The sequence below is a fragment of the Pseudomonas sp. SZ40 genome (assembly GCF_052958135.1).
This window is the reverse complement of record NZ_JBQWIF010000013.1, coordinates 37,137-61,206: the sequence shown is the minus strand read 5'-3', so window position 1 is coordinate 61,206 and position 24,070 is coordinate 37,137. Positions and strand designations below refer to the sequence as shown.

18 protein-coding genes are annotated in these 24,070 nt (G+C 65.1%); 14 read left to right on the top strand and 4 right to left on the bottom strand.

Annotated features, from left to right (window positions below):
* Positions 1-294: 294 nt before the first annotated feature.
* The 3 genes from recC to recD are packed head-to-tail and all read left to right on the top strand — an operon-like array spanning position 295 to position 9,397.
* Positions 295-3,744 carry an exodeoxyribonuclease V subunit gamma gene (recC, locus tag ACT9T4_RS12655; RefSeq protein ID WP_499117253.1) on the top strand — a complete coding sequence of 1,150 codons (3,450 nt, stop codon included), beginning with the start codon at positions 295-297 and terminating at the stop codon, positions 3,742-3,744.
* A complete protein-coding gene (gene recB, locus ACT9T4_RS12650) occupies positions 3,741-7,376 on the top strand; it encodes an exodeoxyribonuclease V subunit beta (RefSeq protein WP_499117251.1) in 3,636 nt (1,211 codons plus the stop codon). The genes recC and recB overlap by 4 nt, the downstream gene beginning before the upstream one ends.
* Positions 7,373-9,397 (top strand): exodeoxyribonuclease V subunit alpha, encoded by a 2,025-nt coding sequence (gene recD, locus ACT9T4_RS12645; RefSeq protein WP_499117249.1) that lies wholly within the window; start codon positions 7,373-7,375, stop codon positions 9,395-9,397. Before recB ends, recD begins: the two co-directional genes overlap by 4 nt.
* Before the next feature lie 1,403 nt (positions 9,398-10,800).
* On the opposite strand, the gene ACT9T4_RS12640 is transcribed toward recD, so the two are convergent.
* The 4 genes from ACT9T4_RS12640 to ACT9T4_RS12625 form a co-directional block, all read right to left on the bottom strand.
* Positions 10,801-11,958, bottom strand: coding sequence for a YeeE/YedE family protein (locus ACT9T4_RS12640; protein WP_499117247.1), 1,158 nt, complete (start codon positions 11,956-11,958; stop codon positions 10,801-10,803).
* A 253-nt stretch (positions 11,959-12,211) separates the two neighbouring features.
* A complete protein-coding gene (locus tag ACT9T4_RS12635) occupies positions 12,212-13,135 on the bottom strand; it encodes a sulfurtransferase (RefSeq protein ID WP_042556703.1) in 924 nt (307 codons plus the stop codon).
* A 98-nt stretch (positions 13,136-13,233) separates the two neighbouring features.
* Positions 13,234-14,178 carry an aliphatic sulfonate ABC transporter substrate-binding protein gene (locus ACT9T4_RS12630; protein ID WP_197077073.1) on the bottom strand — a complete coding sequence of 315 codons (945 nt, stop codon included), beginning with the start codon at positions 14,176-14,178 and terminating at the stop codon, positions 13,234-13,236.
* A 277-nt stretch (positions 14,179-14,455) separates the two neighbouring features.
* Complete coding sequence (locus ACT9T4_RS12625; protein ID WP_499117244.1) at positions 14,456-15,034, bottom strand: Maf family protein; 579 nt, start codon at positions 15,032-15,034, stop codon at positions 14,456-14,458.
* Between the two features lie 111 nt (positions 15,035-15,145).
* Here ACT9T4_RS12625 and ACT9T4_RS12620 point away from each other — a divergent pair, with 111 nt between their 5' ends.
* The 11 genes from ACT9T4_RS12620 to ACT9T4_RS12570 all read left to right on the top strand — a co-directional run bounded on the left by ACT9T4_RS12620 (position 15,146) and on the right by ACT9T4_RS12570 (position 24,059).
* Positions 15,146-15,673 (top strand): YceD family protein, encoded by a 528-nt coding sequence (locus tag ACT9T4_RS12620; protein ID WP_042556700.1) that lies wholly within the window; start codon positions 15,146-15,148, stop codon positions 15,671-15,673.
* Positions 15,674-15,685: 12 nt separating this feature from the next.
* Positions 15,686-15,868 (top strand): 50S ribosomal protein L32, encoded by a 183-nt coding sequence (gene rpmF, locus ACT9T4_RS12615; protein ID WP_025167420.1) that lies wholly within the window; start codon positions 15,686-15,688, stop codon positions 15,866-15,868.
* A gap of 3 nt (positions 15,869-15,871) precedes the next feature.
* On the top strand, positions 15,872-16,888 hold the full coding sequence (gene plsX / locus ACT9T4_RS12610; protein ID WP_499117241.1) for a phosphate acyltransferase PlsX: 1,017 nt from the start codon (positions 15,872-15,874) through the stop codon (positions 16,886-16,888).
* A gap of 99 nt (positions 16,889-16,987) precedes the next feature.
* Positions 16,988-17,926 carry an ACP S-malonyltransferase gene (gene fabD, locus ACT9T4_RS12605; RefSeq protein WP_499117239.1) on the top strand — a complete coding sequence of 313 codons (939 nt, stop codon included), beginning with the start codon at positions 16,988-16,990 and terminating at the stop codon, positions 17,924-17,926.
* Positions 17,927-17,940: 14 nt separating this feature from the next.
* The gene (gene fabG / locus ACT9T4_RS12600) at positions 17,941-18,684 is read left to right on the top strand and encodes a 3-oxoacyl-ACP reductase FabG (RefSeq protein WP_042556697.1); all 744 of its coding nucleotides are present in this window, start codon (positions 17,941-17,943) and stop codon (positions 18,682-18,684) included.
* A gap of 192 nt (positions 18,685-18,876) precedes the next feature.
* Positions 18,877-19,113, top strand: coding sequence for an acyl carrier protein (gene acpP / locus ACT9T4_RS12595; protein WP_003245177.1), 237 nt, complete (start codon positions 18,877-18,879; stop codon positions 19,111-19,113).
* Between the two features lie 213 nt (positions 19,114-19,326).
* Entirely contained in the window at positions 19,327-20,571 is a 1,245-nt protein-coding gene (gene fabF, locus ACT9T4_RS12590) for a beta-ketoacyl-ACP synthase II (RefSeq protein ID WP_179537884.1), read from the top strand.
* The gene (pabC, locus tag ACT9T4_RS12585; RefSeq protein WP_042556695.1) at positions 20,571-21,383 is read left to right on the top strand and encodes an aminodeoxychorismate lyase; all 813 of its coding nucleotides are present in this window, start codon (positions 20,571-20,573) and stop codon (positions 21,381-21,383) included. Before fabF ends, pabC begins: the two co-directional genes overlap by 1 nt.
* Positions 21,384-21,386: 3 nt before the next feature.
* A complete protein-coding gene (mltG, locus tag ACT9T4_RS12580) occupies positions 21,387-22,451 on the top strand; it encodes an endolytic transglycosylase MltG (protein WP_499117234.1) in 1,065 nt (354 codons plus the stop codon).
* Positions 22,448-23,080, top strand: a complete 633-nt coding sequence (gene tmk / locus ACT9T4_RS12575) for a dTMP kinase (protein WP_042556693.1) — start codon at positions 22,448-22,450, stop codon at positions 23,078-23,080. The genes mltG and tmk overlap by 4 nt, the downstream gene beginning before the upstream one ends.
* Positions 23,073-24,059, top strand: a complete 987-nt coding sequence (locus tag ACT9T4_RS12570) for a DNA polymerase III subunit delta' (RefSeq protein ID WP_499117232.1) — start codon at positions 23,073-23,075, stop codon at positions 24,057-24,059. The genes tmk and ACT9T4_RS12570 overlap by 8 nt, the downstream gene beginning before the upstream one ends.
* The last annotated feature ends 11 nt before the right edge of the window (positions 24,060-24,070 follow it).

The window sequence follows — 24,070 nt, the reverse complement described above, 5'->3', positions numbered from 1 at the left end:
GAACAAGAGGGACTGTCGTACCGCTGAGTCAGCGCGTATTCCTGGCATGCCCGGGCCCCAGGCCATTGCTGCTCTCTGCGCTGATACCGCATGAAGCCCCGACCCTCCCCCCGGATGGTCGGGGCTTTGTGCTTGGGGCCACGCGAGAGTGCAGGCATGGATAGGGAATCCGCTGTGCGGCTGATATGGCCGCTGTGCCTTCGCCAGCCAATCAATTGCCTCTTTGCGTCACACTCTGGCGCCTCGCTCTGTCATCATTCACCGTCTGATTCTGCACATTCGGGAACCCCATCCATGTCGGCGCTGAACCCCGGTCTGATCGTCATCCATGGCAACCGCCTCGAGGAGCTGCGCGCCCTGGCGGTGGAGTGGATGCGTCGGTACCCGCTGCGCCCGCTGGAGAACGAGGTACTGCTGGTGCAGAGCAACGGCATCGCCCAGTGGCTCAAGCTGGCGCTGGCCGAGCAGGAGGGCTGTGGTATCGCCGCGGCCACGGATGTGAGCCTGCCAGCACGCTTTCTCTGGCAGGCCTACCGCAGCGTGCTGGGCAGCGAGGCGATTCCCCAGCAGTCGCCGCTGGACAAGGCGCCGCTGACCTGGCGGTTGATGCGCCTGCTGCCGAGCCTGTTGAGCGAGCCCTGTTTCGCACCGCTGCGGCGCTTTCTGGCGGACGATGCCGACCTGCGCAAGCGCCACCAGTTGGCCGAGCGCCTGGCCGATCTGTTCGACCAGTACCAGGTGTACCGCGCTGACTGGCTGGCGGACTGGGCCGAAGGGCGCGATCAGTTGCGCACCGCCCGTGGCGGCGTGCACGAGATGGACGAAAGCGCGCTGTGGCAACCCCTGCTGTGGCGCACGTTGCTGGCCGATGTTGGCGATGAGCACCTGGCCCAGAGCCGGGCGGGCGTGCACCCGCGCTTCGTCGCCAGGCTGGCGGAGCTGGATGCGCCGCCCCGTGGCCTGCCACGCCGGGTCACGGTGTTCGGTATCTCTTCACTGCCGGCGCAGATGCTCGAGGCGCTGGCGGCCATGGCGCGCTTCAGCCAGGTGATGCTCTACGTGCAGAATCCGTCGCAGCACCACTGGGGCGATATCGTCGAAGACAAGGACCTGCTGCGCCACGAGTATCGCCGACACAAGCGCAAGTCGGGCGGGCAGGCTGGGCAAGTCGGTCAACTGGGGCTGTTCGACGCCGTGGAGCTGCATCAGCACGGCCAGCCGCTGCTGGCCTCCTGGGGCAAGCAGGGGCGCGATTACATCAACCTGCTGGATCAGTACGACGAGCCGCAGCGCTACCGTGAGCATTTCGAGCGCATCGACCTGTTCAGCACGATGAACGAGGGCACGCTGCTCGGCCAACTGCAGAACGACATTCTCGACCTGCGCCCGGTGGAAGAGAGCCGCACGCATTGGCCCGCTGTCGACCCCGAGCAGGATCGGTCTCTGCGCTTCCATGTCGCCCACAGCGCCCAGCGCGAGGTGGAGGTGCTGCACGATCATCTGCTGGCGGCGTTCAGCGCGGACCCGACGCTGCGCCCGCGGGACATCATCGTCATGGTGCCCGACGTGAACAGCTACGCGGCGCAGATTCGCGCGGTGTTCGGCCAGTTCGCCAGCGACGATCCGCGTTTCATTCCCTTCACCCTGGCGGACCAGGGGCTGCGCGGCAAGGAGCCCCTGGTGATCGCCCTGGAGCATCTGCTGCGCCTGCCCGACAGCCGCTTCAGCGTCAGCGAGATTCTCGACCTGCTGGACGTGGCCGCGGTGCGAGCCCGCTTCGCCATTCCCGAAGACCAGCTTTCGGTGCTGCGCCGCTGGCTGGAGGGCGCTGGCGTGCGTTGGGGGCTGGATGCCGAGCAGCGCGAAGGCCTTGGCCTGGGCGCCGGGCTGGAGCAGAACAGCTGGCGCTTCGGCCTGCGGCGCATGCTGCTCGGCTACGCCGTGGGTGGTGCCGGTGCGCGTGCGGGCATCGAGCCCTTCGATGAGATCGGCGGCCTGGATGCCGCGCTGATCGGCCCGCTGACACGCCTGCTGGACGTGCTGGAAACGCATTGCGGCAGCCTTGCCGAGACGCTGCTGCCGGTGACCTGGGGCGAGCGTCTGCGAGCGTTGCTGGACGACTTCTTCCTGCCCCAGGACGAGCGCGACGAGGTACTGCGCAACCAGGCCCAGGATGCGCTGGAGAGCTGGCTGGAACTCTGCGAAGCGGCCACGCTGGAAGAGGCCCTGCCGCTGGCCGTGGTCCGTGAGGCCTGGTTGGGCGGGCTCGACCAGGGTGGCCTCAGCCAGCGCTTCCTGGCGGGCGCGGTGAACGTCTGCACGCTGATGCCGATGCGCGCCATCCCGTTTCGTCACCTCTGCCTGCTGGGCATGAACGATGGCGATTACCCGCGCAGCCAGGCGCCGCTGGACTTCGACCTGATGGGCGGCGACTACCGCCCCGGCGATCGCTCGCGCCGTGAGGACGATCGCTACCTGCTGCTCGAGGCGCTGCTGGCGGTGCGCGAGCGCCTGTACATCAGTTGGGTCGGGCGCAGCATTCGCGACAACACCGAGCGACCGCCTTCGGTACTGGTCGGCCAGTTGCGCGACCACCTGGCCAGCGCCTGGCGCCTGGTGGGCAACGGCGATCTGCTCCACGCCCTGACCACCGAACACCCGCTGCAACCCTTCAGCCGCCGTTACTTTTCCGGTAGCGGGCCGCTGTTCAGCTACGTGCACGAATGGGCCGCATCGCACCGTGCACCGGTGGCCCAGCCGCTCGAGCAGCCACTGGGTGCCTATCTGGCGGATGCCGCGCTCAATCTGGAAAAACTGCAGCGCTTTCTGCGCGACCCGGTGAAGCACTTCTTCACCGTGCGCCTCAAGGTGCACCTGGACGAAACCGAGCAGGCCGAGCTGGATAGCGAACCCTTCGCCTTGGATGGCTTGCAGCGTCACCAGATCCAGCAGGCGCTGCTGCAGGCTGCAGCCTTGGCGCTGCAAGAGAACCAGGGTGTCGACGCGGCGCTGACGCGGGCCGCGCGGCGTATCCAGCGCAGCGGTCTGCTGCCGGTGGCGGGCTTCGGCGATCGTCTGCGCGCGCAACTGCTCGAGCCGATGCCGGAGCAACTGCGTGGTTACGAAGCCCTGCTGGCGCGCTGGCCCGAGCCTCTGCCGTCGCCGATTCGCCTGAGCTTCGCCCATGCCGGCCTGGAGCTCGAAGACTGGCTCGGCGAACTGCGCACTGCCGGCGATACCCTGGCGCGCCTGGAGCTGCAAGCGGGTGGCCTGAAGCGCAAGGATCGCTCGCTGAAGTGGCACCGCCTGCTCAGGCCCTGGGTCAGCCATGTGGTGGCCGCGGCCTGCGGGCACCCACTTACCACCCTGCTGGTCGCCGAAGACGTGCGCCTGGCCTTCGAGCCGCTGGCTCGGGCCGAGGGCGAGCGTATCCTGCGCCAGTGGCTGGAAGCCTATGCCGAGGGCATGCAGGCACCGCTGCCGGTGGCGATCAGAACGGTAGCGGCCTGGTTCGCCCAGCTCGACAAGGACGAGGATGAGGACAAGGCGATAGACGCCGCGCGCAAGGTCTACGAAGGCGGCCACCTGGTCACCGGGGAAGTGCAGCAGAGCGCCAGCCTGGCTCGCCAGTACCCGGGCTTCGACGCCCTGCTGCAAAACGGTCAGTTCGCCCACTGGGGGGCCGTGCTCTACAAATCATTGCTCGATGCAGACATTGCCGAACTCAAGGACCACCAGCCATGAGCCAGTCAACACGCCCCCTGGCGCTGCGTTTTCCGCTGCATGGCAGCCGCCTGATCGAGGCCAGCGCCGGTACCGGCAAGACCTACACCATCTCGGCGCTGTACCTGCGCCTGATCCTCCAGCATGGCGGTGAAGCCGCCTTCCGCGCGCCACTGCTGCCGCCGCAGATTCTCGTGGTGACCTTCACCGACGCCGCCACCCGTGAATTGCGTGACCGCATCCGGGCGCGCCTGGTAGAGGCGGCCACGGTGTTTCGCGGTGATGCCGAGGGTGACGCCTTGCTGGCGACCCTGAAGGCCGACTTCGCCTGCGCCGAATGGCCGGAGTGCGCCCGGCGCCTGGAGCTGGCCGCGCAATGGATGGACGAGGCGGCGGTGTCGACCATTCACGGCTGGTGCCAGCGCATGCTGCGTGAACACGCCTTCGACAGCGGCAGCCTGTTCAGCCAGACCCTGGAAACCGACCACAGCGAGCTGCTCGCCGAGGTGGTGCGCGACTACTGGCGCCAGCACTGCTACCCGCTGCAGGGCCTGGCCCTCGAATGGGTGGCGGAGAACTGGGGCGCGCCGGACGAGCTGGGCATGCGCATTCGCCCGCTGCTCGGCGAGGACGACGATGGCGCCGCCCTGGCGCTGGGCGATCTGCTGGATGGAACCTTGCAGGCGCGGCAGCGCGCGCTGATCGCACTCAAGCAACCCTGGGCAGCCTGGGCCGACGAGTTGCAGGGCCTGCTCGACCAGGCGGCGGCCGGAAAGCAGGTCGATGCCAGAAAGCTGCAGGCGCGTTTCTACGTGCCCTGGTTCGACAAGCTGCGCGCCTGGGCCTTGGGCGATGATGAAGTGCTGGATATCGGCACCGGCTTCATGCGGCTGACCCCGCACGGCCTGGCCGAGGCCTGGAAGGTGGGGGCGCCGCCTGCGCATCCGGCACTGGATGCCATGGCCACGCTCAAGGCGCAGCTCGATGGGCTGCCCGCACCGGGCGATGCCGCGCTGCGCCACGCCGCCGCCTGGATCCGCCAGCGCTTCGACCGCGAGAAACGCCAGCGCGCCGAGATGGGCTTCGATGACATGCTCACCCGCCTGGACGACGCCCTGCAGAGCGACAGCGGCCCGCGCCTGGCCGAGGTGATACGTCAGCAGTTCCCGGTGGCACTGATCGACGAATTTCAGGATACCGACCCGCTGCAATACCGCATCTTCGACACCCTCTATCAGGTGGAGGCGAATCGCGACGATTGCGGCCTGTTCATGATCGGCGACCCCAAGCAGGCCATCTATTCCTTCCGCGGCGCGGACATCCACACCTACCTGCGTGCACGCCGTGCCACCGCCGGGCGGCACTACAACCTGGACACCAACTTCCGCTCCAGCGAGCACATGGTCGAGGCGGTCAACGGGCTGTTCCAACTGGCCGAGTCACGCGAGGACGGGCAGGGTGCCTTTCTGCTGCGTGACGACCTGCCGTTCATTGCGGTCGGCGCTCAGGGGCGCAAGGAAGTCTGGACGGTCGAGAGCGAGGCGCAGCCATCGCTCAACCTCTGGCAACTGCCCAGCGACGAGGCGGTCGCCAAGGGACGTTATCTGGACGCCCTGGCCGCCAGCGCGGCGAGCGAGATCGTCCGCCTGCTGGTGCTTGGCCAGCAGCAACGTGCTGGTTTCATCAAAGGCGACACGCTGACCGCCCTGCAGCCCAGCGATATCGCCGTGCTGGTGCGCGATTTCAAGGAAGCCCAGGCGATTCGTGGCGAGCTGGCCATGCGTGGCGTACGCAGCGTGTACCTGTCGGACAAGGATTCGGTGTTCGACACCGTGGAAGCCCATGACCTGTTGCTGTGGCTGCGCGCCTGCGCCGAGCCCGATCAGGATCGCCCGCTGCGCGCGGCACTGGCCAGTTCGACCCTGGGCCTGAGCCTCACCGAGCTGGAACAGCTGAACCTCGACGAGCGCTTCTGGGAGGCGCGGGTCATGCAATTCCGTGGTTATCGCCAGCGCTGGCAGCGCCAGGGCGTGCTGCCGATGTTGCGCCAGTTGCTACAGGATTTCGGCCTGCCACAGCGACTGATGAGCCGTCCTGACGGCGAACGGGTGCTGACCAATCTGCTGCACCTGGCCGAGTTGCTGCAGCTGGCCGCCGCCGAACTGGACGGCGAACTGGCGCTGATCCGTCATCTTGGCGAGTCCCTGGCCGGGCGCGGTCAGGCTGCCGAGGAGCAGGTGCTGCGCCTGGAAAGCGACGATGCGCTGGTGCGCGTGGTGACCATCCACAAATCCAAGGGCCTGGAATACCCGCTGGTGTTCCTGCCCTTCATCTGTTCCTTCCGCCCGCTGGACGACAAGAAACCGGTGCAGGTCCACGACGGCGAGCGCCGCCGCCTGCTGCTCAAACCCGACGAGGCCAGCCTGGCTCAGGCCGAGCAGGAGCGTCTGGGCGAGGACCTGCGCCTGCTCTACGTGGCATTGACCCGCGCCCAGCACGCCTGCTGGCTGGGTATCGCTGACCTGAAGATCGGTACCGCCAAGACCTCGCGGCTGCACCAGTGCGCGCTCGGTTATCTGCTCGGCGGCGGGCAGCCCCTGGCGCAGAGCGCGCAACTGAGCGACTGGCTGAGCCCGCTGGCCGATCCACCCCGTTGCGTGGTGCTGCCCGCACCGGTTGCCAGTGAGCAGCAGTACCGTGCGCAGGATGCCAACGCGTTCGAGCCGCAGTGGCGCACGCCATCACGGCGTGCTGCCGAGCATTGGTGGATCGCCTCCTACAGTGCCTTGCGCATGCAGGAGGGCGAGGCCAGTACGGTCGATCGCCACGACGACGTTTCACCGGACAGCTCGGCCGTGCAGATCGCCAGTGACGACGAGCGCCCGGCACTGGCGCTGGAGCAGATTCCGGTCTCCGCCCAGGGGCTGCACCGTTTTCCACGCGGGCCGAACCCCGGCACCTTCCTCCATGGCCTGCTGGAAATCGCTGCGGCGCAAGGCTTCGCGGAGATGGCGGCAGCGCCGGACGTGCTGCGCGAACACCTGGCGCGGCGTTGTCAGCGACGCGGCCTGGCAAGCTGGATCGAGCCGCTGTGGCTGTGGCTGCAGGGCCTGCTGGTGCAGCCCATGGCGCTGGGTAATGGCCAGTCAGTGAGCCTGGCGACCCTGGGCGAGTACCAGGCGGAGCTGGAGTTCTGGTTCGAGGCCCGGCGGGTCGACGTGCTGCGTCTGGATGCGCTGGTGCAACGCGCTGAAATGCCCGGCGTGGCGCGCCCGCAACTGAGCCCGGATACCTTGAATGGCATGTTCAAGGGGTTTATCGACCTGGTGTTCGAGCATGAGGGCCGCTACTACGTGGTCGACTACAAGTCCAACTGGCTGGGCGCCGACGAGCAGGCCTATACCGCTGAGGCCATGAGCGCTGCCGTGGCCAGCCATCGCTACGATCTGCAGTACGTGCTGTACGTGCTGGCGCTGCATCGCCACTTGCGGCTGCGCCTGGCCGATTACGACTACGATCGGCACATGGGCGGGGCGCTGTACCTGTTCCTCCGTGCGCCGGGGGCCGGGCAATATTTGGCGCGGCCGGAGCGGGCGCTGATCGAAAAACTGGACGCGCTGTTTCTCGGCGAGCCCGTGGAGGTACTGGCATGACGCCGATGCTCGACAACCGTGACGGTCTGTTCGCCCTGCTGGCCGCCTGGAGCGAGCGCGGCTGGCTGCGCGAGCTGGATCGTACCCTGGCGCATTTCTTCGCCGAGCTCGACCCCGAGGCATCGCCCTTGCTGCTGCTGGCAGCGGCGCTGGCCAGCCATCAACTGGGCCAGGGGCATGTGTGCCTCGACCTGCAGACCACCCTGGCCGATCCGGATTCGGCGCTGTCGCTGCCGCCGGAAGGCGAGGACGCCGAGGGCGTCAGCCTGCTGCCTTCCGAGGTGCTTGCCGGTCTGAGCGCAGATGCCTGGCTGGCGGCCTGCGCGAACAGCGCGCTGCTGCACGATGCCGAGGATGAGGTCGCGCCGCTGGTGCTACGCGGCACCTGCCTGTATCTGCGCCGCTACTGGGATTACGAGCGCAGCGTCGCTGCTGATATCGGCGAGCGCTTGCAGGCCCCGGCGGATGCGCCGGCCGATCTCGCTCAGCGCCTGGCGGTGCTGTTTCCCGAGCCCCTGGAGCTGGGCGGTCAGCGCCTCACCGACTGGCAGAAACTGGCCTGCGCCCTGGCGGCACGGGGGCGTTTCACGCTGATCACCGGCGGCCCCGGCACGGGCAAGACCACCACAGTGGTACGCCTGCTGGCGCTGCTGCAGGCGGCCGCGCTGGATCAGGGCGCGCCGTTGCGCCTGAGCCTGGCGGCGCCTACCGGCAAGGCGGCGGCGCGGCTGACCGAGTCCATCGGTGCGCAAGTGGCGACGCTGCCCGTCAGCGAAACGGTGCGCGAGCAGATCCCCAAGACGGTCACCACCCTGCACCGTCTGTTGGGCAGTCGGCCGGACAGTCGGCATTTCCGTCATCACGCCGCCAACCCGCTGCCGCTGGATGTGCTGGTGGTCGACGAGGCCTCGATGATCGACCTGGAAATGATGGCCAATCTGCTCGATGCGCTGCCGACCCATGCGCGGCTGATCCTGCTCGGCGACAAGGACCAGCTGGCGTCGGTGGAGGCGGGCGCGGTGCTCGGCGATTTGTGCCGTGATGCCGAGGCGGGCGGTTACAGTCACGCCACCGGCGAGTGGCTGGCGCGGCAGACTGGCGAGCGGATTGACGACGCACAGTTGCAGGTTGGAGAGCGGGCGCTGTCGCAGCACATCGTCATGCTCCGTCACTCCCGGCGCTTCGCCGGGGGCTCCGGCATCGGGCGTCTGGCTTTGGCGGTGAATCGCGGTGCGGCCATGGAGGCTCGCGAGGTGCTGGCTGCCGGTGGCGCGGATCTGCACCAGTTGCGCCTGACGGGCGAGCAGGATCGCGCCTTCGAACGCTTGCTGCTCGATGGTTTGCCAGGCGGTGAGCAACGCCCGGTGGGCTATGCCGACTACCTGAGCATTCTCCGTGAGCAGCGCCCCGGGCTGTCCGACGGTGAGGAGCGCTGGGATGCCTGGGCCGCCAGAGTGCTGGCGGCGTTCGATCGTTTTCAACTGCTGTGTGCGGTGCGCAAGGGCCCCTGGGGCGTCGAGGCGCTCAATGGGCGCATCGCCCACGCGCTGCTGCAGCGCGGGCTGATCGAGCAGGAGCACGGCTGGTACGAAGGCCGGCCGGTGCTGGTCACGCGCAACGACTACGGGTTGGGGTTGATGAATGGCGATATCGGCATCGCCTTGCGATTGCCCGAGCCGGCGCTGGAGGAGGGCGGCCCGTTGCGCTCGGCCTTGCGCGTGGTATTCCCGCGCAACGACGGCTCGGGCGGCCTGCGCTCGATCCTGCCCAGTCGCCTCGGCGCCGTGGAAACCGTGTTCGCCATGACCGTGCACAAATCCCAGGGCTCGGAGTTCGCCCATTGCGCCCTGGTGCTGCCGGATAACCTCAACCCGGTGCTGACCAAGGAGCTGGTCTACACCGGGATCACCCGCGCCCGGGATTGCTTCAGCCTCATCGAAAGCCGCGCCGGCGTATTCGAAACCGCCATCGGGCGCCGCGTCGAGCGCCGCAGCGGGCTGTGGGAGCGGTTGAGTACATAACCCACCAACAGCGAGTAGGGTGGGGCTTCAGCCCACCACCAACAACACCCACAGCCCGAAGCTCCGAATCGCATGCTCTGAGCCACCAGCCACCGTCGGTGTTGAACGGTTTTGGTGGGCTAAAGCGCCACCCTACGGTTCATGCCCCTGGAAAGTAGGGTGGGCTTCAGCCCACCACCGACAACACCCACAGCCCAAAGCTCCGAGCCGCATGCTCTGAATAGCCAGCCACCATCGGTGTTGGACGGCTTTGGTGGGCTAAAGCACCACCCTACGGTTCATGCTCCTTGGAAGTAGGGTGGGCTTCAGCCCACCACCGACAACGCGCACAGCCCGAAGCTCCGAGCCGCATGCTTTGAGCCACCAGCCACCATCGGTGTTGAATGGCTTTGGTGGGCTAAAGCGCCACCCTACGGTTCATGCCCCTGGGAAGTAGGGTGGGCTTCAGCCCGTAGGGTGGATCGGGGCGCGTGGCCGGCGCTCTTTTCATCCACCATTGCGATCCCCGCTCGGAGCGCAGTTCAAGGGCGTATCGATGTCGCCAGCCACCATCGGTATTGAATGGCCTGGTGGGTCGATAGAGCGTGACCCACCCCACAGGATTTCACGATTGCGGTTTTGTCGTTAGCCAATCACCTTGCGCAGGCGCAGCGGAGTAGGGTGGGCTTCAGCCCACCACCGACAGCGCGCACAGCCCGAAGCTCCGAGCCGCATGCTTTGAGCCACCAGCCACCATCGGGTTGATGGCTTTGGTGGGCTAAAGCACCACCCTACGGTTCATGCCCCTTGGAAGTAGGGTGGGCTTCAGCCCACCACCGACAACGCCCACAGCCCGAAGCTCCGAATCGCATGCTCTGAGCCACCAGCCACCGTCGGTGTTGAATGGCTTTGGTGGGCTAAAGCGCCACCCTACGGTTCATGCCCCTTGGAAGTAGGGTGGGCTTCAGCCCACCACCGACAACACCCACAGCCCAAAGCTCCGAGCCGCATGCTCTGAATAGCCAGCCACCATCGGTGTTGGACGGCTTTGGTGGGCTAAAGCACCACCCTACGGTTCATGCCCCTGGAAAGTAGGGTGGGCTTCAGCCCACCACCGACAACGCCCACAGCCCAAAGCCCCGAACCGCATGCTTTAAACAGCCAGCCACCATCGGTGTTGAATGGCTTTGGTGGGCTAAAGCGCCACCCTACGGTTCATGCCCCTGGGAAGTAGGGTGGGCTTCAGCCCGTAGGGTGGATCGGGGCGCGTAGCCGGCGCTCTTTTCATCCACCATTGCGATCCTCGCTCGGAGCGCAGTTCAAAGGCGTATCGATGTTCGCCAGCCACCATCGGCATTGAATGGCCTGGTGTGTCGATAGAGCGTGACCCACCCTACAGGATTTCACGATTGCGGTTTTTGTCGTTAGCCAATCACCCTGCGCAGGCGCAGCCCGGCGATCAGGCCGATGAAGCAGAACACGGCGAACAGCCAGCCGGAGGCGGCGCCGGCCATGATGCCGGAGAGCAGGGTGCCGACGGTGCAGCCGAGTGCGAGCATGCCGCCCAGACCGAGCAGTATGCCCCCGACCACGTTGCGCAGCGCTTCCCGGGCGCCTGGCCAGCGCGGTGTGCAATCGCCGGCGAGCAGGGCGCTGGCCCAGGCGGCGAGGACCAGCCCGAGAATGAACAGGCCATTGTTCGACAGCAGGGTTTCTTTCACCACCGTGGCGCAGCCGGAAAAACCGTCCAGGCCTTCCAGGCGTTCGGGCAGCCAGCCCAGGCCATTGGCGGCGGTGCGCGACAGGCTGCCGAGTTCGGCGGTGACGCCCAGCGGACCGACGCGCAGGTAGGCCGCCAGCGCCAGTGTGCCGATGAGGATGCCGCCAACCCAGGTTGGCCAGCGTGCGCCGAATAGCAATTCACGAAGACCGACGTGCGCTTGTCGGGGTTCTTCATCCTTGCGGTAGCGCAGCAGCAGATGCGCCAGGCCGCCAAGCAACGCCAGTTGCAGCAGCAACGAGCCGCCATAACCGAGTTGAGCTGGCAGCCAGATCACCGGGGCCTCCTGAATGCTCGCCAGGTACAGGGTGTTCCAGCTCAGAAAGCCTAAAAAGAAGCCCACCAGTGCACCGAGCAGTGCCAGCACCGAAGCCAGGACGCCTTCGCCCAGTCGATAGAGGTGTGCGCTGATGCACGACCCGGAAATCGCCATGCCCAAGCCGAACAGAGTGGCACCCAACGCCAGCACCCAGCTCAGTGGGCCGATATGGGCATCCGGCGGCAAGCGGCCGCTGGCAGGGTCGGGGAGGAAAGCGCCGAAGGCCGCGTGGTAGCCCAGGGTGCCGACCGCCAGGGCGGCGAGAATGCCGAGCAGCCCGCTCGGGTCGCGGCGCTCGATGAAATCGCGGCTGACGCAGAAGAAGCAGAAGCGCGAACGTTGCAGCAGCACGCCGAACAGGCCGCCTGCCAGCAGCGAAAAGCTCAGCGCCCGCCCCTCGTTGCTCGGCGTGGCCAGCAACCAGGCGGCTGTGGCCAGGGCGAACAGAATCAGGGTGGCGCTGCCAGTACGCAAGGTGGGCATGTGAGGTCGCTCCATTGACGGTTGTCCGTTGGGTGGAATCGGGCAGGTAATGACCGGGGCTGATCCCGGGTATCGCTTCGCTCGACACCGGGCTACGGGACCCGTCGAGGACGCCCATGAAAAATCGGCGGGAGCGATTTTTAACGTCGCTTGCGACGGCCCGTAGGGTGGTCGCCATGGATGGCAGGCCATGAAAAAGGAGCGGACGCCATGCCTGGCGCGTCCGCCCCGTCAAAGGGTGTTCTGCCGAGGGTTACTTGCCGCCCCAGACCGTGCCGGCGACGTTGACCACGGGTACGCCGACGGCATTGCCGTATTCTGTCCAGGAGCCGTCGTAGTTGCGCACGTCGTAGCCGAGGATTTTCTTCAGGGCGAACCAGGTGTGGCTGGAGCGCTCGCCGATACGGCAGTAGGTGATGATCGGCTTGCTGCCGTCGATGCCCACGGCGGCGTAGACTTTCTTCAGCTCTTCAGCGGACTTGAAGGTGCCGTCGGCAGCGACTGCCTGGCCCCATGGAACGTTGACGGCGCCCGGCACGTGGCCGGCGCGCACGGCCAGTTCCTGAACGCCCTGCGGGGCGAAGACCTTGCCGTTGTATTCGTCGGCGGAACGGATATCCACCAGTTGCGCGTCGCTGCGTTTTTCCGCGGAGGCCAGTACGTCCGGCAGGAAGGCGCGCAGCTCCTTGTTGGCAGCCTTGAGGGTGACGTTGCCGTTGCCCGGGCTGCTGGCGCGGTTGCTCAGGGTGCGTTTTTCCGCTTCCCATTTGACTCGCCCGCCATCGAGCAGCTTCACGTTCTCCACGCCGTAGACATCGAACACCCAGGCGCCCCAGGCGGCGAACCAGTTGTTGTTGTCGCCGTAGAGAATGGTGGTGGTGTCGTTCGAAACACCGGATTTGCGCAGCAGGCTCTGCAGGGCTTCCTGGCTGGCGATGTCACGTTTCACCGGATCGACGAGGTCGCTGTGCCAGGCCAGGTTGACCGCGCCGGGAATATGGCCGCGCTCATACACGCCAGGCACCACGCTGACTTCGATGATGCGTACTTTAGGATTGTCGAGGTTCTTCTCCAGCCAGTCGGTGCTGACCAGAAACTCGCTGGCCGCCCAGGTGGGCGCTGAAAGCAGGCTGGCGACGGCGATCACGCCGGCGCCGAACAGGGAACGAATGTGCATGTGAGGCTCCTTTTCATCTGATGCGATAGGCGTTGTTGGGGCTGTGTCGTGGCAGTTCTTATTGATCGTCCTGGCCCTCCCTGCGATGCGCCCTGCTGTCAGCGCTTCTCTGGTGCCCAGGTGGCGACGTCCACGGCATCCACTGGCGCGGGCAGCAGGCCTTCCTTGTAGAAGGCGTCGGCGATCTTCTGCTGCTCGTTGAGGCTGCCCGGCAGCACGGCGCGAACCTGATAGCTGCGGCGTGCGTTGGCTTTCTCGACGATGGCCGGGTCCAGGTTGCCCCACAGCGGGCCGAGCAGCTCGGCGGCTTCACGAGGGTTGCTGCGTACCCAGTCGCCGGTCTTTTCCAGCTCGGCGAATACGATTTCCAGCACCTTGGGGTTGGCTTTGGCGAAGCGGGTGCTGGTCAGGTAATAGCGCTGGTAGTCCGCCAGGCCCTCGCCATCGGCCAGGGTGCGGGTCGGCAGTTGTTGCTGGGCGCCGCTGAGGAAGGGCTCCCAGGTCACCCAGGCATCCACGCGCTTGTTCTCGAAGGCGGCGCGGCCGTCGGCGGGTGTCAGGTAGGCGGGCTGGATATCGCTGAACTTGAGGCCGGCCTTGGCCAGTGCGGCGATCAGCAGGTAATGGCTACCGGCGGCTTTGGTGACGGCAATTCGCTTGCCCTTGAGGTCGGCCAGGGTCTTGATCGGCGAGTCTTCGCGCACGATCACCGCCTGGGCACCCGGCGAGGGGGCTTCCTGGGCGAAGTAGGTGAGCTCGGCGCCGGCTGCCTGGGCGAATACCGGTACGGTATCGGCGACGTCGGCGGACAGGTCGATATTGCCGACGTTCAGGGATTCCAGCAGCGGCTGGCCACTGGGGAATTCGTGCCAGCTGATGGTCACGTCCTGGTCGGCCAGGGCCTTCTCCAGCGTGCCCTGGCTTTTCAGGATGCTGATCAGGGTCGAAGACTTCTGGTAGCCGATACGCAGGTTTTCAGCGTGGGCCTGGGGCAGGGCGAGCAGCAGGCTGGCGGCGATCAGCATGGGGCGCAGCAGGGACATGATAAGCCTCATCTATGGCGTGGCCAGCCACGGATGAGGCGGGTCACGGGACGGTCTGGGTTCAGCAGGGTGTCCGGTGATCCGGTAGAGGCAAACTAGGCGATCTAAAAAATACGAGGCCAATAATTTAAAGGAATTAGCTTAGATGGAATTGCAGGCAGGCCGATGCTTCAGCATTCACGCCGCCCTGAAAGCCTTGAGCTGGCGCAATGCCGGTATCCGAGTGGGGGCGTGAAGACGGCGTAGCCTGGCGTTTCAGTAGTTGTAAGAAAGCATTTCAGGGTACCTGTACGCCGGCGACGTCGAGCATCTCGACCAGGCGGATCAGGGGCAGGCCGATCAGGCTGTTGACGTCGGCACCCTCGGTGCTGCGGAACAGGCTGATGCCCAGGCCTTCGGCCTTGAAGCTGCCAGCGCAGTCGTAAGGTTCTTCTGCTTTCAGATAGCGCTCTATCTGCTCTGCGCTCAGGGTGCGAAAATGCACCGTATAAGGAACGCAATCGACCTGGCAGGAACCGTCGCGGCTGTCGAGCAGCGCGAGGCCGGTAAGAAAGCTGACGCTCCTGCCGCTTGCCGCACTGAGTTGTGCGTGGGCGCGCTGGTAATCGTGGGGTTTGCCGAGTATCCGCCCATCGAGCACGGCGACCTGGTCGGAGCCGATGATCAGGTGCGAAGCGAAACGCCCGGCCAGCGCCTGGGCTTTTTCCCTGGCCAGACGACGCACCAGCGCCTCGGCGGACTCGTCAGGCCGGCGCGATTCATCGATGCTTGGCGCAGCCCACTCGAAGGGTTGGCGCAGACGGTTCAGCAGCTCGCGGCGGTAGGGGGAGCTGGAGGCGAGAACCAGAGATGACATCGGCGTTGACCTCGTGTGCAATGGGCAGAGAATTCTAGCTGTCGGCAAAGGGGCTGGACAGGCGGAATTTCCTTTGACAGCGCACGGTTGCATCCATAGAATGCGGCGCCTATGTCAAATGGCCCGATTCCACCTCACGTTGATCCACGCAAACTCGCCGATCGTGGTGCCACCCTTCAGGGTGAGTTACTGCTGGCCGATTTGTCGCGGCTCTGCGACCCTCTTGCCGATAATGGCGGCAACGTGCGCGCGAAGTTCGTCTTCGAGCGTGACGAGCGCCATGCTGTGGTCATACACAGCCAGCTGGAGGTCGAAGTCAAGATGGTTTGCCAGCGTTGTCTGGATCAGGTCACCTTACCGATCCTCAGCGAGTGTGATTACGCTGTGGTGAAGGAAGGCGCGAATACCCAGTCCGTGCCGCAAGGCTATGACGTACTGGAAATGGGTGAAGATCCTCTGGATCTGCTGGCATTGGTCGAGGATGAGCTGTTGCTCGCCTTGCCCATCGTGCCGGTTCATGACCCGAAAGATTGCCAGCAGCCGGCGGGCCTTGATGAGCCCGAATCGAGCGAGGACGGGGTGACGCGGTCCAACCCGTTCAGTGTATTGGCACAGTTAAAGCGTGACCCAAACGTTTAGGAGTTTACTAGTATGGCTGTTCAGCAGAACAAAAAATCCCGTTCCGCCCGTGACATGCGTCGTTCGCATGACGCGCTCGAGGGTAACGCTCTGTCCGTAGAGAAGAGCACCGGTGAAGTTCACCTGCGTCACCACGTATCGCCGGAAGGCGTTTACCGTGGTCGCAAAGTGATCGACAAGGGCGCTGACGAGTAAATCTTGTCCGCTCCGATCATCGCGATTGATGCAATGGGTGGGGACTTCGGTCCCCACTGCATTGTTCCAGCCAGCATCGCCTGTCTGGCCGAGTTCCCCTCGCTGCACCTGGTCCTCGTTGGCCAAGCCCCCCTTATCGAAACCCTGATCGCTGGAATTCCCGGTGTCGATCACTCGCGCCTGCGCATCGAGCATGCTGCCGAGTCAATCGATATGGGCGAGCGTCCAGGCCAGGCCCTGCGCGGCAAGCCGGACTCGTCCATGCGCGTGGCCCTCGAAATGGTGCGTGACGGGCGGGCGCATGCCTGCGTGAGTGCGGGCAATACCGGTGCGCTGATGGCTCTGTCGCGGCATGTGCTCAAGACCCTGCCGGGCATTGACCGGCCGGCGATGATCGCGGCCATTCCGAGTCGCAATGGCGTTTGCCATCTGCTCGACCTGGGCGCCAACGTCGACTGCACGGCCGAGCATCTTTGTCAGTTCGCGATCATGGGGTCGGTGGCTGCCGAGGTACAGGGCATGGCGTCGCCGCGGGTGGGTCTGCTCAATGTCGGCAGCGAGGAAACCAAGGGCAATCAGCAGGTCAAGCAGGCCGCTGCGCTGCTCGAAGGCATCGAGGGGCTCAACTATGTCGGCTTCGTCGAGGGCGACGGGTTGTATCGCGGCGATGCCGATGTGCTGGTGTGCGACGGTTTCGTCGGCAATGTGCTGCTCAAGTCCAGCGAAGGGCTGGTGACCATGATGGTGTCGCGGTTCGAGGCGCTGTTTCGCAGCACGCTGCTGGGGCGCGTGGCGGGCCTGCTGGCGTTGCCGCTGCTGCGTCGTTTGCGTGGCGAGCTGGCGCCTGCGCGGCACAATGGTGCGAGTTTTCTCGGCTTGCAGGGCATCGTGGTGAAGAGTCACGGCAGTGCCGGGCCGGATGGTATAAAGAGCGCCATTCGCCGGGCAATGACCGATGTACGGGAGAATTTGCCGCAGCGACTGAGTGGTCGGATTGAGCACTTGATCCGTAATATGTGACCACTTGCGATGGGCAGCCATCCAAAATTTCAGTTTTCGAGCGCTTGCCGAAGGGTGAGCGTTAATTTTCGACGAGAAGATCACTAAGGGAACCGTTCCATGTCTGCATCCCTCGCATTCGTCTTTCCCGGTCAGGGCTCGCAAGCGCTGACCATGTTGGCCGGACACGGCGCAGAGCACGCGCTGATCCTCGATACCTTCGGCGAAGCTTCGAGCGCCCTGGGCTATGACCTGTGGGCACTGACTCAGCAGGGCCCGGAAGAGCAGCTCAATCAGACCGACAAGACCCAGCCGGCGATCCTGGCTGCTTCCATCGCCTTGTGGCGTCTGTGGCTGGCGGAAGGAGGCGCGCGCCCCGCGTTCGTCGCCGGGCACAGCCTGGGTGAGTACAGCGCGCTGGTCGCTGCCGGTTCCATCGGCTTCGCCGAAGCGGTGAAACTGGTCGAACTGCGTGGTCAGCTGATGCAACAGGCCGTACCGGCCGGGCAGGGCGGTATGGCAGCCATCCTCGGTCTGGAAGATGGCGACGTGCAGGCTGCCTGCGCTGAAGCTGCACAGGGAGAAGTGGTCAGCGCGGTGAACTACAACGCGCCTGGTCAGGTGGTCATCGCCGGTTCCGCGGCCGCCGTGGCTCGCGCCGTCGAGGCCTGCAAGGCCCGTGGCGCCAAGCGTGCGCTGCCGCTGCCGGTCAGCGTGCCGTCGCACTGCGAGCTGATGCGTCCGGCTGCCGAGCGCTTCGCCGAATCCGTCGCCGCCATCGCCTGGCAGGCGCCGCAGATCCCGCTGGTGCAGAACGTCAGTGCCGATGTGGTGGCCGATCTGGACACCCTCAAGCGCGACCTGCTGGCTCAGCTGTACAGCCCGGTACGCTGGGTCGAGTCGATGGTTCGCCTTGGCGAGCACGGTGTCACCGATCTGGTCGAATGCGGCCCGGGCAAAGTGCTCTCGGGTCTGAACAAGCGCTGTGTCAAGGGCGTCAACACGCACAACCTCGACACCCCCGAGGCCTTTGCCGCTGCGCGCGCCGCACTGGCCTGAACTAGGAGAATGCTATGAGTCTGCAAGGTAAGGTTGCACTGGTCACTGGCGCAAGCCGCGGCATTGGCCAGGCGATCGCCCTGGAGCTGGGTCGTCAGGGTGCCGTGGTCATCGGTACCGCTACGTCCGAAGCCGGTGCCGAGCGCATCGCCGCTACCCTCAAGGAAAACGGCATCGAAGGCACTGGCCTGATGCTCAACGTGAGCAACGACGAATCCGTCGCGGCCACCCTGGAAAAGATCCAGAAGGATTTCGGTCAGGTTCTGGTGCTGGTCAACAATGCCGGCATCACCCGCGACAACCTGATGCTGCGCATGAAAGACGACGAGTGGTATGACGTCATCGATACCAACCTCAACAGCCTCTATCGTTTGTCGAAGGCTGTGCTGCGCGGCATGACCAAGGCGCGTTTCGGGCGTATCATCAACATCGGTTCGGTGGTGGGTGCCATGGGCAACGCCGGCCAGGTGAATTACGCAGCGGCCAAGGCTGGCCTCGAAGGTTTCGGTCGTGCGCTGGCCCGTGAGGTTGGTTCGCGTTCGATTACCGTCAATGCGGTGGCACCGGGTTTCATCGACACCGATATGACCCGTGAATTGCCGGAAGCGCAGCGCGAAGCGCTGCTGACACAGATTCCGCTGGGCCGTTTGGGGCAGGCGCAAGAGATCGCTAACGTGGTTTCTTTCCTCGCTTCCGATGGTGCAGCTTACGTCACAGGGGCTACTATCCCTGTGAACGGCGGGATGTACATGAGCTGAATACGGGCGATGCCATCGGCGAACGTCTTCGATCCGATACAAACTTGGTAGCAAAATTGCTGGTTTGCATGAAGGGTCGTCGAGGTATTTCCGTGGCCGCCATCGGCTTTCAGCTTGAAAAGCCGAAAACCCTTTCTATACACTTGCCGGCACAACCAGCTGGCTGGATTTGTCCAATAGGAGTGACAACACGTGAGCACCATCGAAGAACGCGTCAAGAAAATCGTTGCCGAGCAACTGGGCGTGAAGGAAGAAGAAGTAACCAACAGCGCTTCCTTCGTTGAAGACCTGGGTGCCGACTCTCTTGACACCGTTGAGCTGGTGATGGCTCTCGAAGAAGAATTCGAGACCGAGATCCCGGACGAACAAGCCGAGAAGATCACCACTGTTCAGGAAGCAATCGACTACGTTACTGCTCACGCTCAGTAAGCAGTTCGTCGCTTCCCGAATTGGAAAAGCCGCACGTCTGTAAAGGCGTGCGGCTTTTCTTTGACGGCTCGCTGTAGATTCAAGAGAAACGCCAGCGGCGTTTTTTCGCTCGAGTGAAACTGCACGCCGAGCCAATCGCCAGATGATCAATGCCTGGGCAAAGGCTTGCCAGGTGCATCGAGGCGTCGAAAAACCTGATAAGAGGAGATTGCTGTGTCGCGTAGACGCGTCGTGGTTACCGGTATGGGCATGTTGTCGCCGCTGGGTAACGATGTGCCGAGCAGCTGGCAGGGCATTCTGGCCGGCCGCAGTGGCATCGGCCTGATCGAACACACGGATCTTTCCGCCTTTTCCACCCGCTTTGGTGGTTCGGTAAAGAATTTCGATGTCGAGCCGTATCTGTCCGCCAAAGAGGCGCGCAAGCTCGACCTATTCATTCAGTACGGTCTGGCGGCCAGCTTTCAGGCGGCGCGCGATGCCGGCCTGGAAATCACCGACGCCAATCGTGATCGTATCGGTGTGGCCATGGGCTCCGGCATCGGCGGCCTGACCAACATCGAGAACAACTGCAAGTCGTTGCAGGAGCAAGGGCCGCGGCGTATTTCGCCGTTCTTCGTGCCTGGCTCGATCATCAACATGATTTCCGGTTTCCTGTCGATCCACCTGGGTCTGCAGGGCCCCAACTACGCCATCGCCACCGCCTGTACCACGGGTACCCACTGCATCGGCATGGCGGCGCGCAACATCGCTTATGGCGAGGCCGACGTGATGATCGCCGGCGGTGCCGAAATGGCTGCCTGTGGTCTGGGCATGGGCGGCTTCGGAGCGGCTCGCGCACTGTCCACCCGCAACGACGAGCCGACCAAGGCGAGCCGCCCGTGGGACAAGGGACGTGATGGCTTCGTGCTGTCCGACGGCGCCGGAGCACTGGTGCTCGAGGAGCTCGAACACGCCAAGGCCCGTGGCGCGACCATCTACGCCGAGCTGATCGGTTTCGGCATGAGCGGCGACGCCTTCCACATGACCTCGCCACCCGAAGACGGTGCCGGTGCGGCGCGCTGCATGGCCAACGCTCTGCGCGATGCGGGTATTCAGCCGTCGGACGTGCAATACATCAACGCCCACGGCACCTCGACCTCGGCTGGCGACAAGGCCGAAGTGGCGGCGATCAAGTCGGTGTTCGGCGATCATGCTCACGCCCTGGCCGTCAGCTCGACCAAATCGATGACCGGTCACCTGCTGGGTGCAGCGGGGGCGGTGGAGGCGATCTTCAGTGTGCTGGCGCTGCGTGATCAGGTAGCACCGCCAACCATCAATCTGGATGAGCCGGACGAGGGCTGTGACCTGGACTTCGTGCCGCACGAAGCACGCAAGATGCCGATCGAGGTGGCGCTGTCCAACTCCTTCGGGTTCGGTGGTACCAATGGCTCGCTGGTATTCCGCCGGTACGCTGATTGATGCTCACCTGGGTCGATGGCCGGCTGGCCACGTCGCTGCCCCTCGTGGACCGCGGCCTGGCCTACGGTGACGGCCTGTTCGAGACCATGGCCGTGCAGGGCGGTCGCCCGGTACTGCTGGAGCGCCACCTGGCACGGGTTACGGCAGGCTGTGCACGGCTGCGCATCGATCTGGATGCCGCGCGCCTGCGCAGCGAGCTGTCGGCCTTCTGTGCCGAGCTGGGGCAGGGCGTTGCCAAGCTGATCGTCACCCGCGGTGATGGCCAGCGGGGGTACGCTCCATCTGCCGGATCACCACGACACATCCTTCAGGCTGGCGCCATGCCGGCTTACCCGCCGCAGCACGGCGACAACGGTATTCGCCTGTTTCCCTGTGAAACCCGCCTCGCCGAGCAGCCGCTGCTGGCCGGCCTCAAGCACCTCAATCGCCTGGAGCAGGTACTGGCCCGCGCCGAGTGGCAGGACGCCGAGCACGCTGAAGGATTGATGCGCGATGTGTCGGGGCGGGTGGTCGAGGCGGTGTTCAGCAATCTGTTCCTGGTGCGTGATGGCGTGCTCTCGACTCCCGAGTTGAGCCGCTGCGGCGTGGCCGGGGTGATGCGTGCCGAGCTGCTGGAGCAGGCGCAGGCCCTGGGTGTCAGCTGCCAGGTGGGCGATGTGCAGATGGACGAACTGCTGGCCGCGGATGAAGTCTTTCTCTGCAACAGCCTGTACGGCGTGTGGCCGGTCCGCGAGTTGCAAGGCCGTCACTGGCCGGTCGGGCCGCTCACCCGTAAACTGCAGGGCATTGCTCGTCATCTACTGGACTGCTGATTCGTGATTCGCAAATTACTGTTGCTGCTGGAAATTGCCGTGGCGCTGGCCGGTCTCACCCTGGGCTTCGTGGCCTGGCAACAGCACCGCGCCCTAGAGCAGCCTCTGGCGCTCGGTGAGGAGCGCCTGATCGAAGTGCCTGTCGGTGCCACGCCTGGTGGCGTGCTCAATCGCCTGGAAGCGGACGGTGTGATCGACGGTGCACTGTGGTTGCGCCTGTACTGGCGCTTCAACCTGCAGGGCCAGCCGCTGCACAGCGGTGAATACCGCCTGACCCCCGACCTGCGCGCGCGTGATCTGCTCGACCTGTGGCGCCGCGGTGAAGTGGTGCAGTACAGCCTGACCCTGGTGGAGGGCTGGAGCTTTCGTCAGGTGCGTGCAGCGCTGGCGCGTCAGGACAAGCTGGAACTGACCCTCAGTGAGCTGAGCGATGCCGAGCTGATGGCCAAGCTTGGCCTGCCGGGCCTCAACCCCGAGGGGCGCTTCTTCCCCGATACCTACCGCTATGTACGCGGTATGAGCGATGTGGATCTGCTCAAGCAGGCTCACAAGCGTCTGCAGGTGGTACTCGACGAAGAGTGGGCGAACCGCGCCGATTCTCTGCCTTACAAGGATCCCTACGAGGCGCTGATCATGGCCTCGATGATCGAGAAGGAAACCGGCGTGCCCGAGGAGCGTGGTGAAATCGCCGGGGTGTTCGTAAGGCGCCTGGCCACCGGTATGCGCCTGCAGACCGACCCGACGGTTATCTTCGGCCTCGGTGAGCGCTACCAGGGGCGCATCACGCGTGCCCATCTGCGTGAGCCAACGCCCTACAACACCTATACCATCGACGGCATGCCGCCGACGCCCATTGCCCTGGTCGGCCGTGAGGCGATCAATGCGGCGCTGCACCCCGTGCCGGGCAAGACCCTGTACTTCGTCGCCCGTGGCGACGGCAGCCACGTCTTTTCGGAAACCCTCGACGCGCATAACCGTGCCGTCCGTGAATATCAGTTGAAGCGCCGTGCGGACTACCGTTCCAGCCCTGCGCCAACTCCCCAGAACAGCGATAAGGACAACCAGTGAGCGGCTTGTTTATCACCCTGGAAGGCCCCGAGGGCGCCGGCAAGAGCACCAATCGGGAGTACCTGGCGGCGCTGTTGCGCGAGCAGGGCGTCGATGTGCTGCTGACCCGCGAACCCGGCGGCACCCCGCTGGCCGAGCGAGTACGCGAGCTGCTGCTGGCGCCCAGTGACGAACGCATGGCCAGCGATACCGAGCTGCTGCTGGTGTTCGCGGCACGCGCTCAGCATCTGGCCCAGGTGATCGTGCCGGCTCTGCAGCGTGGTGCGGTGGTGCTGTGTGACCGCTTCACCGATGCGACCTACGCCTATCAGGGCGGGGGCCGTGGCCTGGATGTGCAGCGCATCGCCCAACTGGAGAATTTCGTTCAGGGTGCGCTGCGCCCAGATCTGACTCTGGTGTTCGATCTGCCGGTCGAGGTCGGCCTGGCACGGGCGGCAGCCCGTGGTCGTCTGGACCGCTTCGAGCAGGAAGGTCGCGATTTCTTCGAAGCTGTGCGCAGTACCTACCTGCAGCGGGCCAGGGCCGAGCCGGCGCGCTATCGCATTCTCGATGCCGCCCAATCGCTCGAGGCCGTGCAACGTGACCTCGATGCGCTGCTGCCGCAATTGCTGGAGCTGCAGCGTGGCTGATGTCTATCCCTGGCAGGCGGAGCTCTGGCAGCAACTCGCCGGGCGCGCGCAACATGCCCACGCCTACCTGCTGCATGGCCCCGCTGGCATCGGCAAGCGGGCGCTGGCCGAGCGCCTGATGGCGCTGTTGCTGTGCAAGTCGCCGGTGGCGCAGCAGGCCTGCGGGCAGTGCAAGTCGTGCCATCTGCTGGCTGCCGGCAGCCACCCGGACAACTACGTGCTCGAGCCGGAAGAGGCCGACAAACCGATCAAGGTCGATCAGGTGCGTGCGTTGGTCAATTTCGTGGTGCAGACGGCGCAGCTCGGGGGGCGCAAGGTGATTCTCATCGAGCCTGCCGAGGCGATGAACCTGAACGCCGCCAACGCTCTGCTCAAGAGCCTGGAGGAGCCTTCGGGCGACACCGTGCTGCTGTTGATCAGTCACCAGCCGAGCCGTCTGCTGCCGACCATCAAGAGCCGTTGCGTACAGCAGGCCTGCCCGCTGCCCAGCGAAGCGGTGAGCTTGCAGTGGTTGAGCGAGGCGCTGCCGGGCACTTCCGAGCATGAAATTCGCGAGCTGCTGTACCTGGCTGCAGGTTCCCCGCTGGCAGCGGTCAGGCTGCAGGCACAAGGCGTGCGTGAGCAGCGTGCGCTGGTCGCCGAGGGCGTGAAGAAGCTGCACAAGCAGCAGATTTCCGCCAGCCAGCTGGCCGAGAGCTGGAACGCCGTGCCCCTGCCGCTGCTGTTCGACTGGTTCTGTGACTGGGCTCATCTGATCCTGCGCTACCAGCTCACCCAGGACGAACAGGGGCTAGGCCCGACGGACATGAGCAAGGTCGTGCAGTACCTGGCGCAGAAAGCGCCCCAGGGCAAAGTGTTGAATATTCAGGAGTGGTTGCTGCAGCAGCGGCAGAAAGTGCTGGGCAAGGCCAACCTCAACCGTGTTCTGCTTCTCGAAGCCTTGCTGGTGCAGTGGGCAAGCCTGCCTGGACCGGGCTAGAATCGAGACCA

Coding starts and splice junctions, on each gene's coding strand:
- recC (WP_499117253.1), top strand. CDS start 295: ATGTCGGCGCTGAACCCCGGTCTGATCGTCATCCATGGCAACCGCCTC.
- recB (WP_499117251.1), top strand. CDS start 3,741: ATGAGCCAGTCAACACGCCCCCTGGCGCTGCGTTTTCCGCTGCATGGC.
- recD (WP_499117249.1), top strand. CDS start 7,373: ATGACGCCGATGCTCGACAACCGTGACGGTCTGTTCGCCCTGCTGGCC.
- ACT9T4_RS12640 (WP_499117247.1), bottom strand. CDS start 11,958: ATGCCCACCTTGCGTACTGGCAGCGCCACCCTGATTCTGTTCGCCCTG.
- ACT9T4_RS12635 (WP_042556703.1), bottom strand. CDS start 13,135: ATGCACATTCGTTCCCTGTTCGGCGCCGGCGTGATCGCCGTCGCCAGC.
- ACT9T4_RS12630 (WP_197077073.1), bottom strand. CDS start 14,178: ATGTCCCTGCTGCGCCCCATGCTGATCGCCGCCAGCCTGCTGCTCGCC.
- ACT9T4_RS12625 (WP_499117244.1), bottom strand. CDS start 15,034: ATGTCATCTCTGGTTCTCGCCTCCAGCTCCCCCTACCGCCGCGAGCTG.
- ACT9T4_RS12620 (WP_042556700.1), top strand. CDS start 15,146: ATGTCAAATGGCCCGATTCCACCTCACGTTGATCCACGCAAACTCGCC.
- rpmF (WP_025167420.1), top strand. CDS start 15,686: ATGGCTGTTCAGCAGAACAAAAAATCCCGTTCCGCCCGTGACATGCGT.
- fabD (WP_499117239.1), top strand. CDS start 16,988: ATGTCTGCATCCCTCGCATTCGTCTTTCCCGGTCAGGGCTCGCAAGCG.
- fabG (WP_042556697.1), top strand. CDS start 17,941: ATGAGTCTGCAAGGTAAGGTTGCACTGGTCACTGGCGCAAGCCGCGGC.
- pabC (WP_042556695.1), top strand. CDS start 20,571: ATGCTCACCTGGGTCGATGGCCGGCTGGCCACGTCGCTGCCCCTCGTG.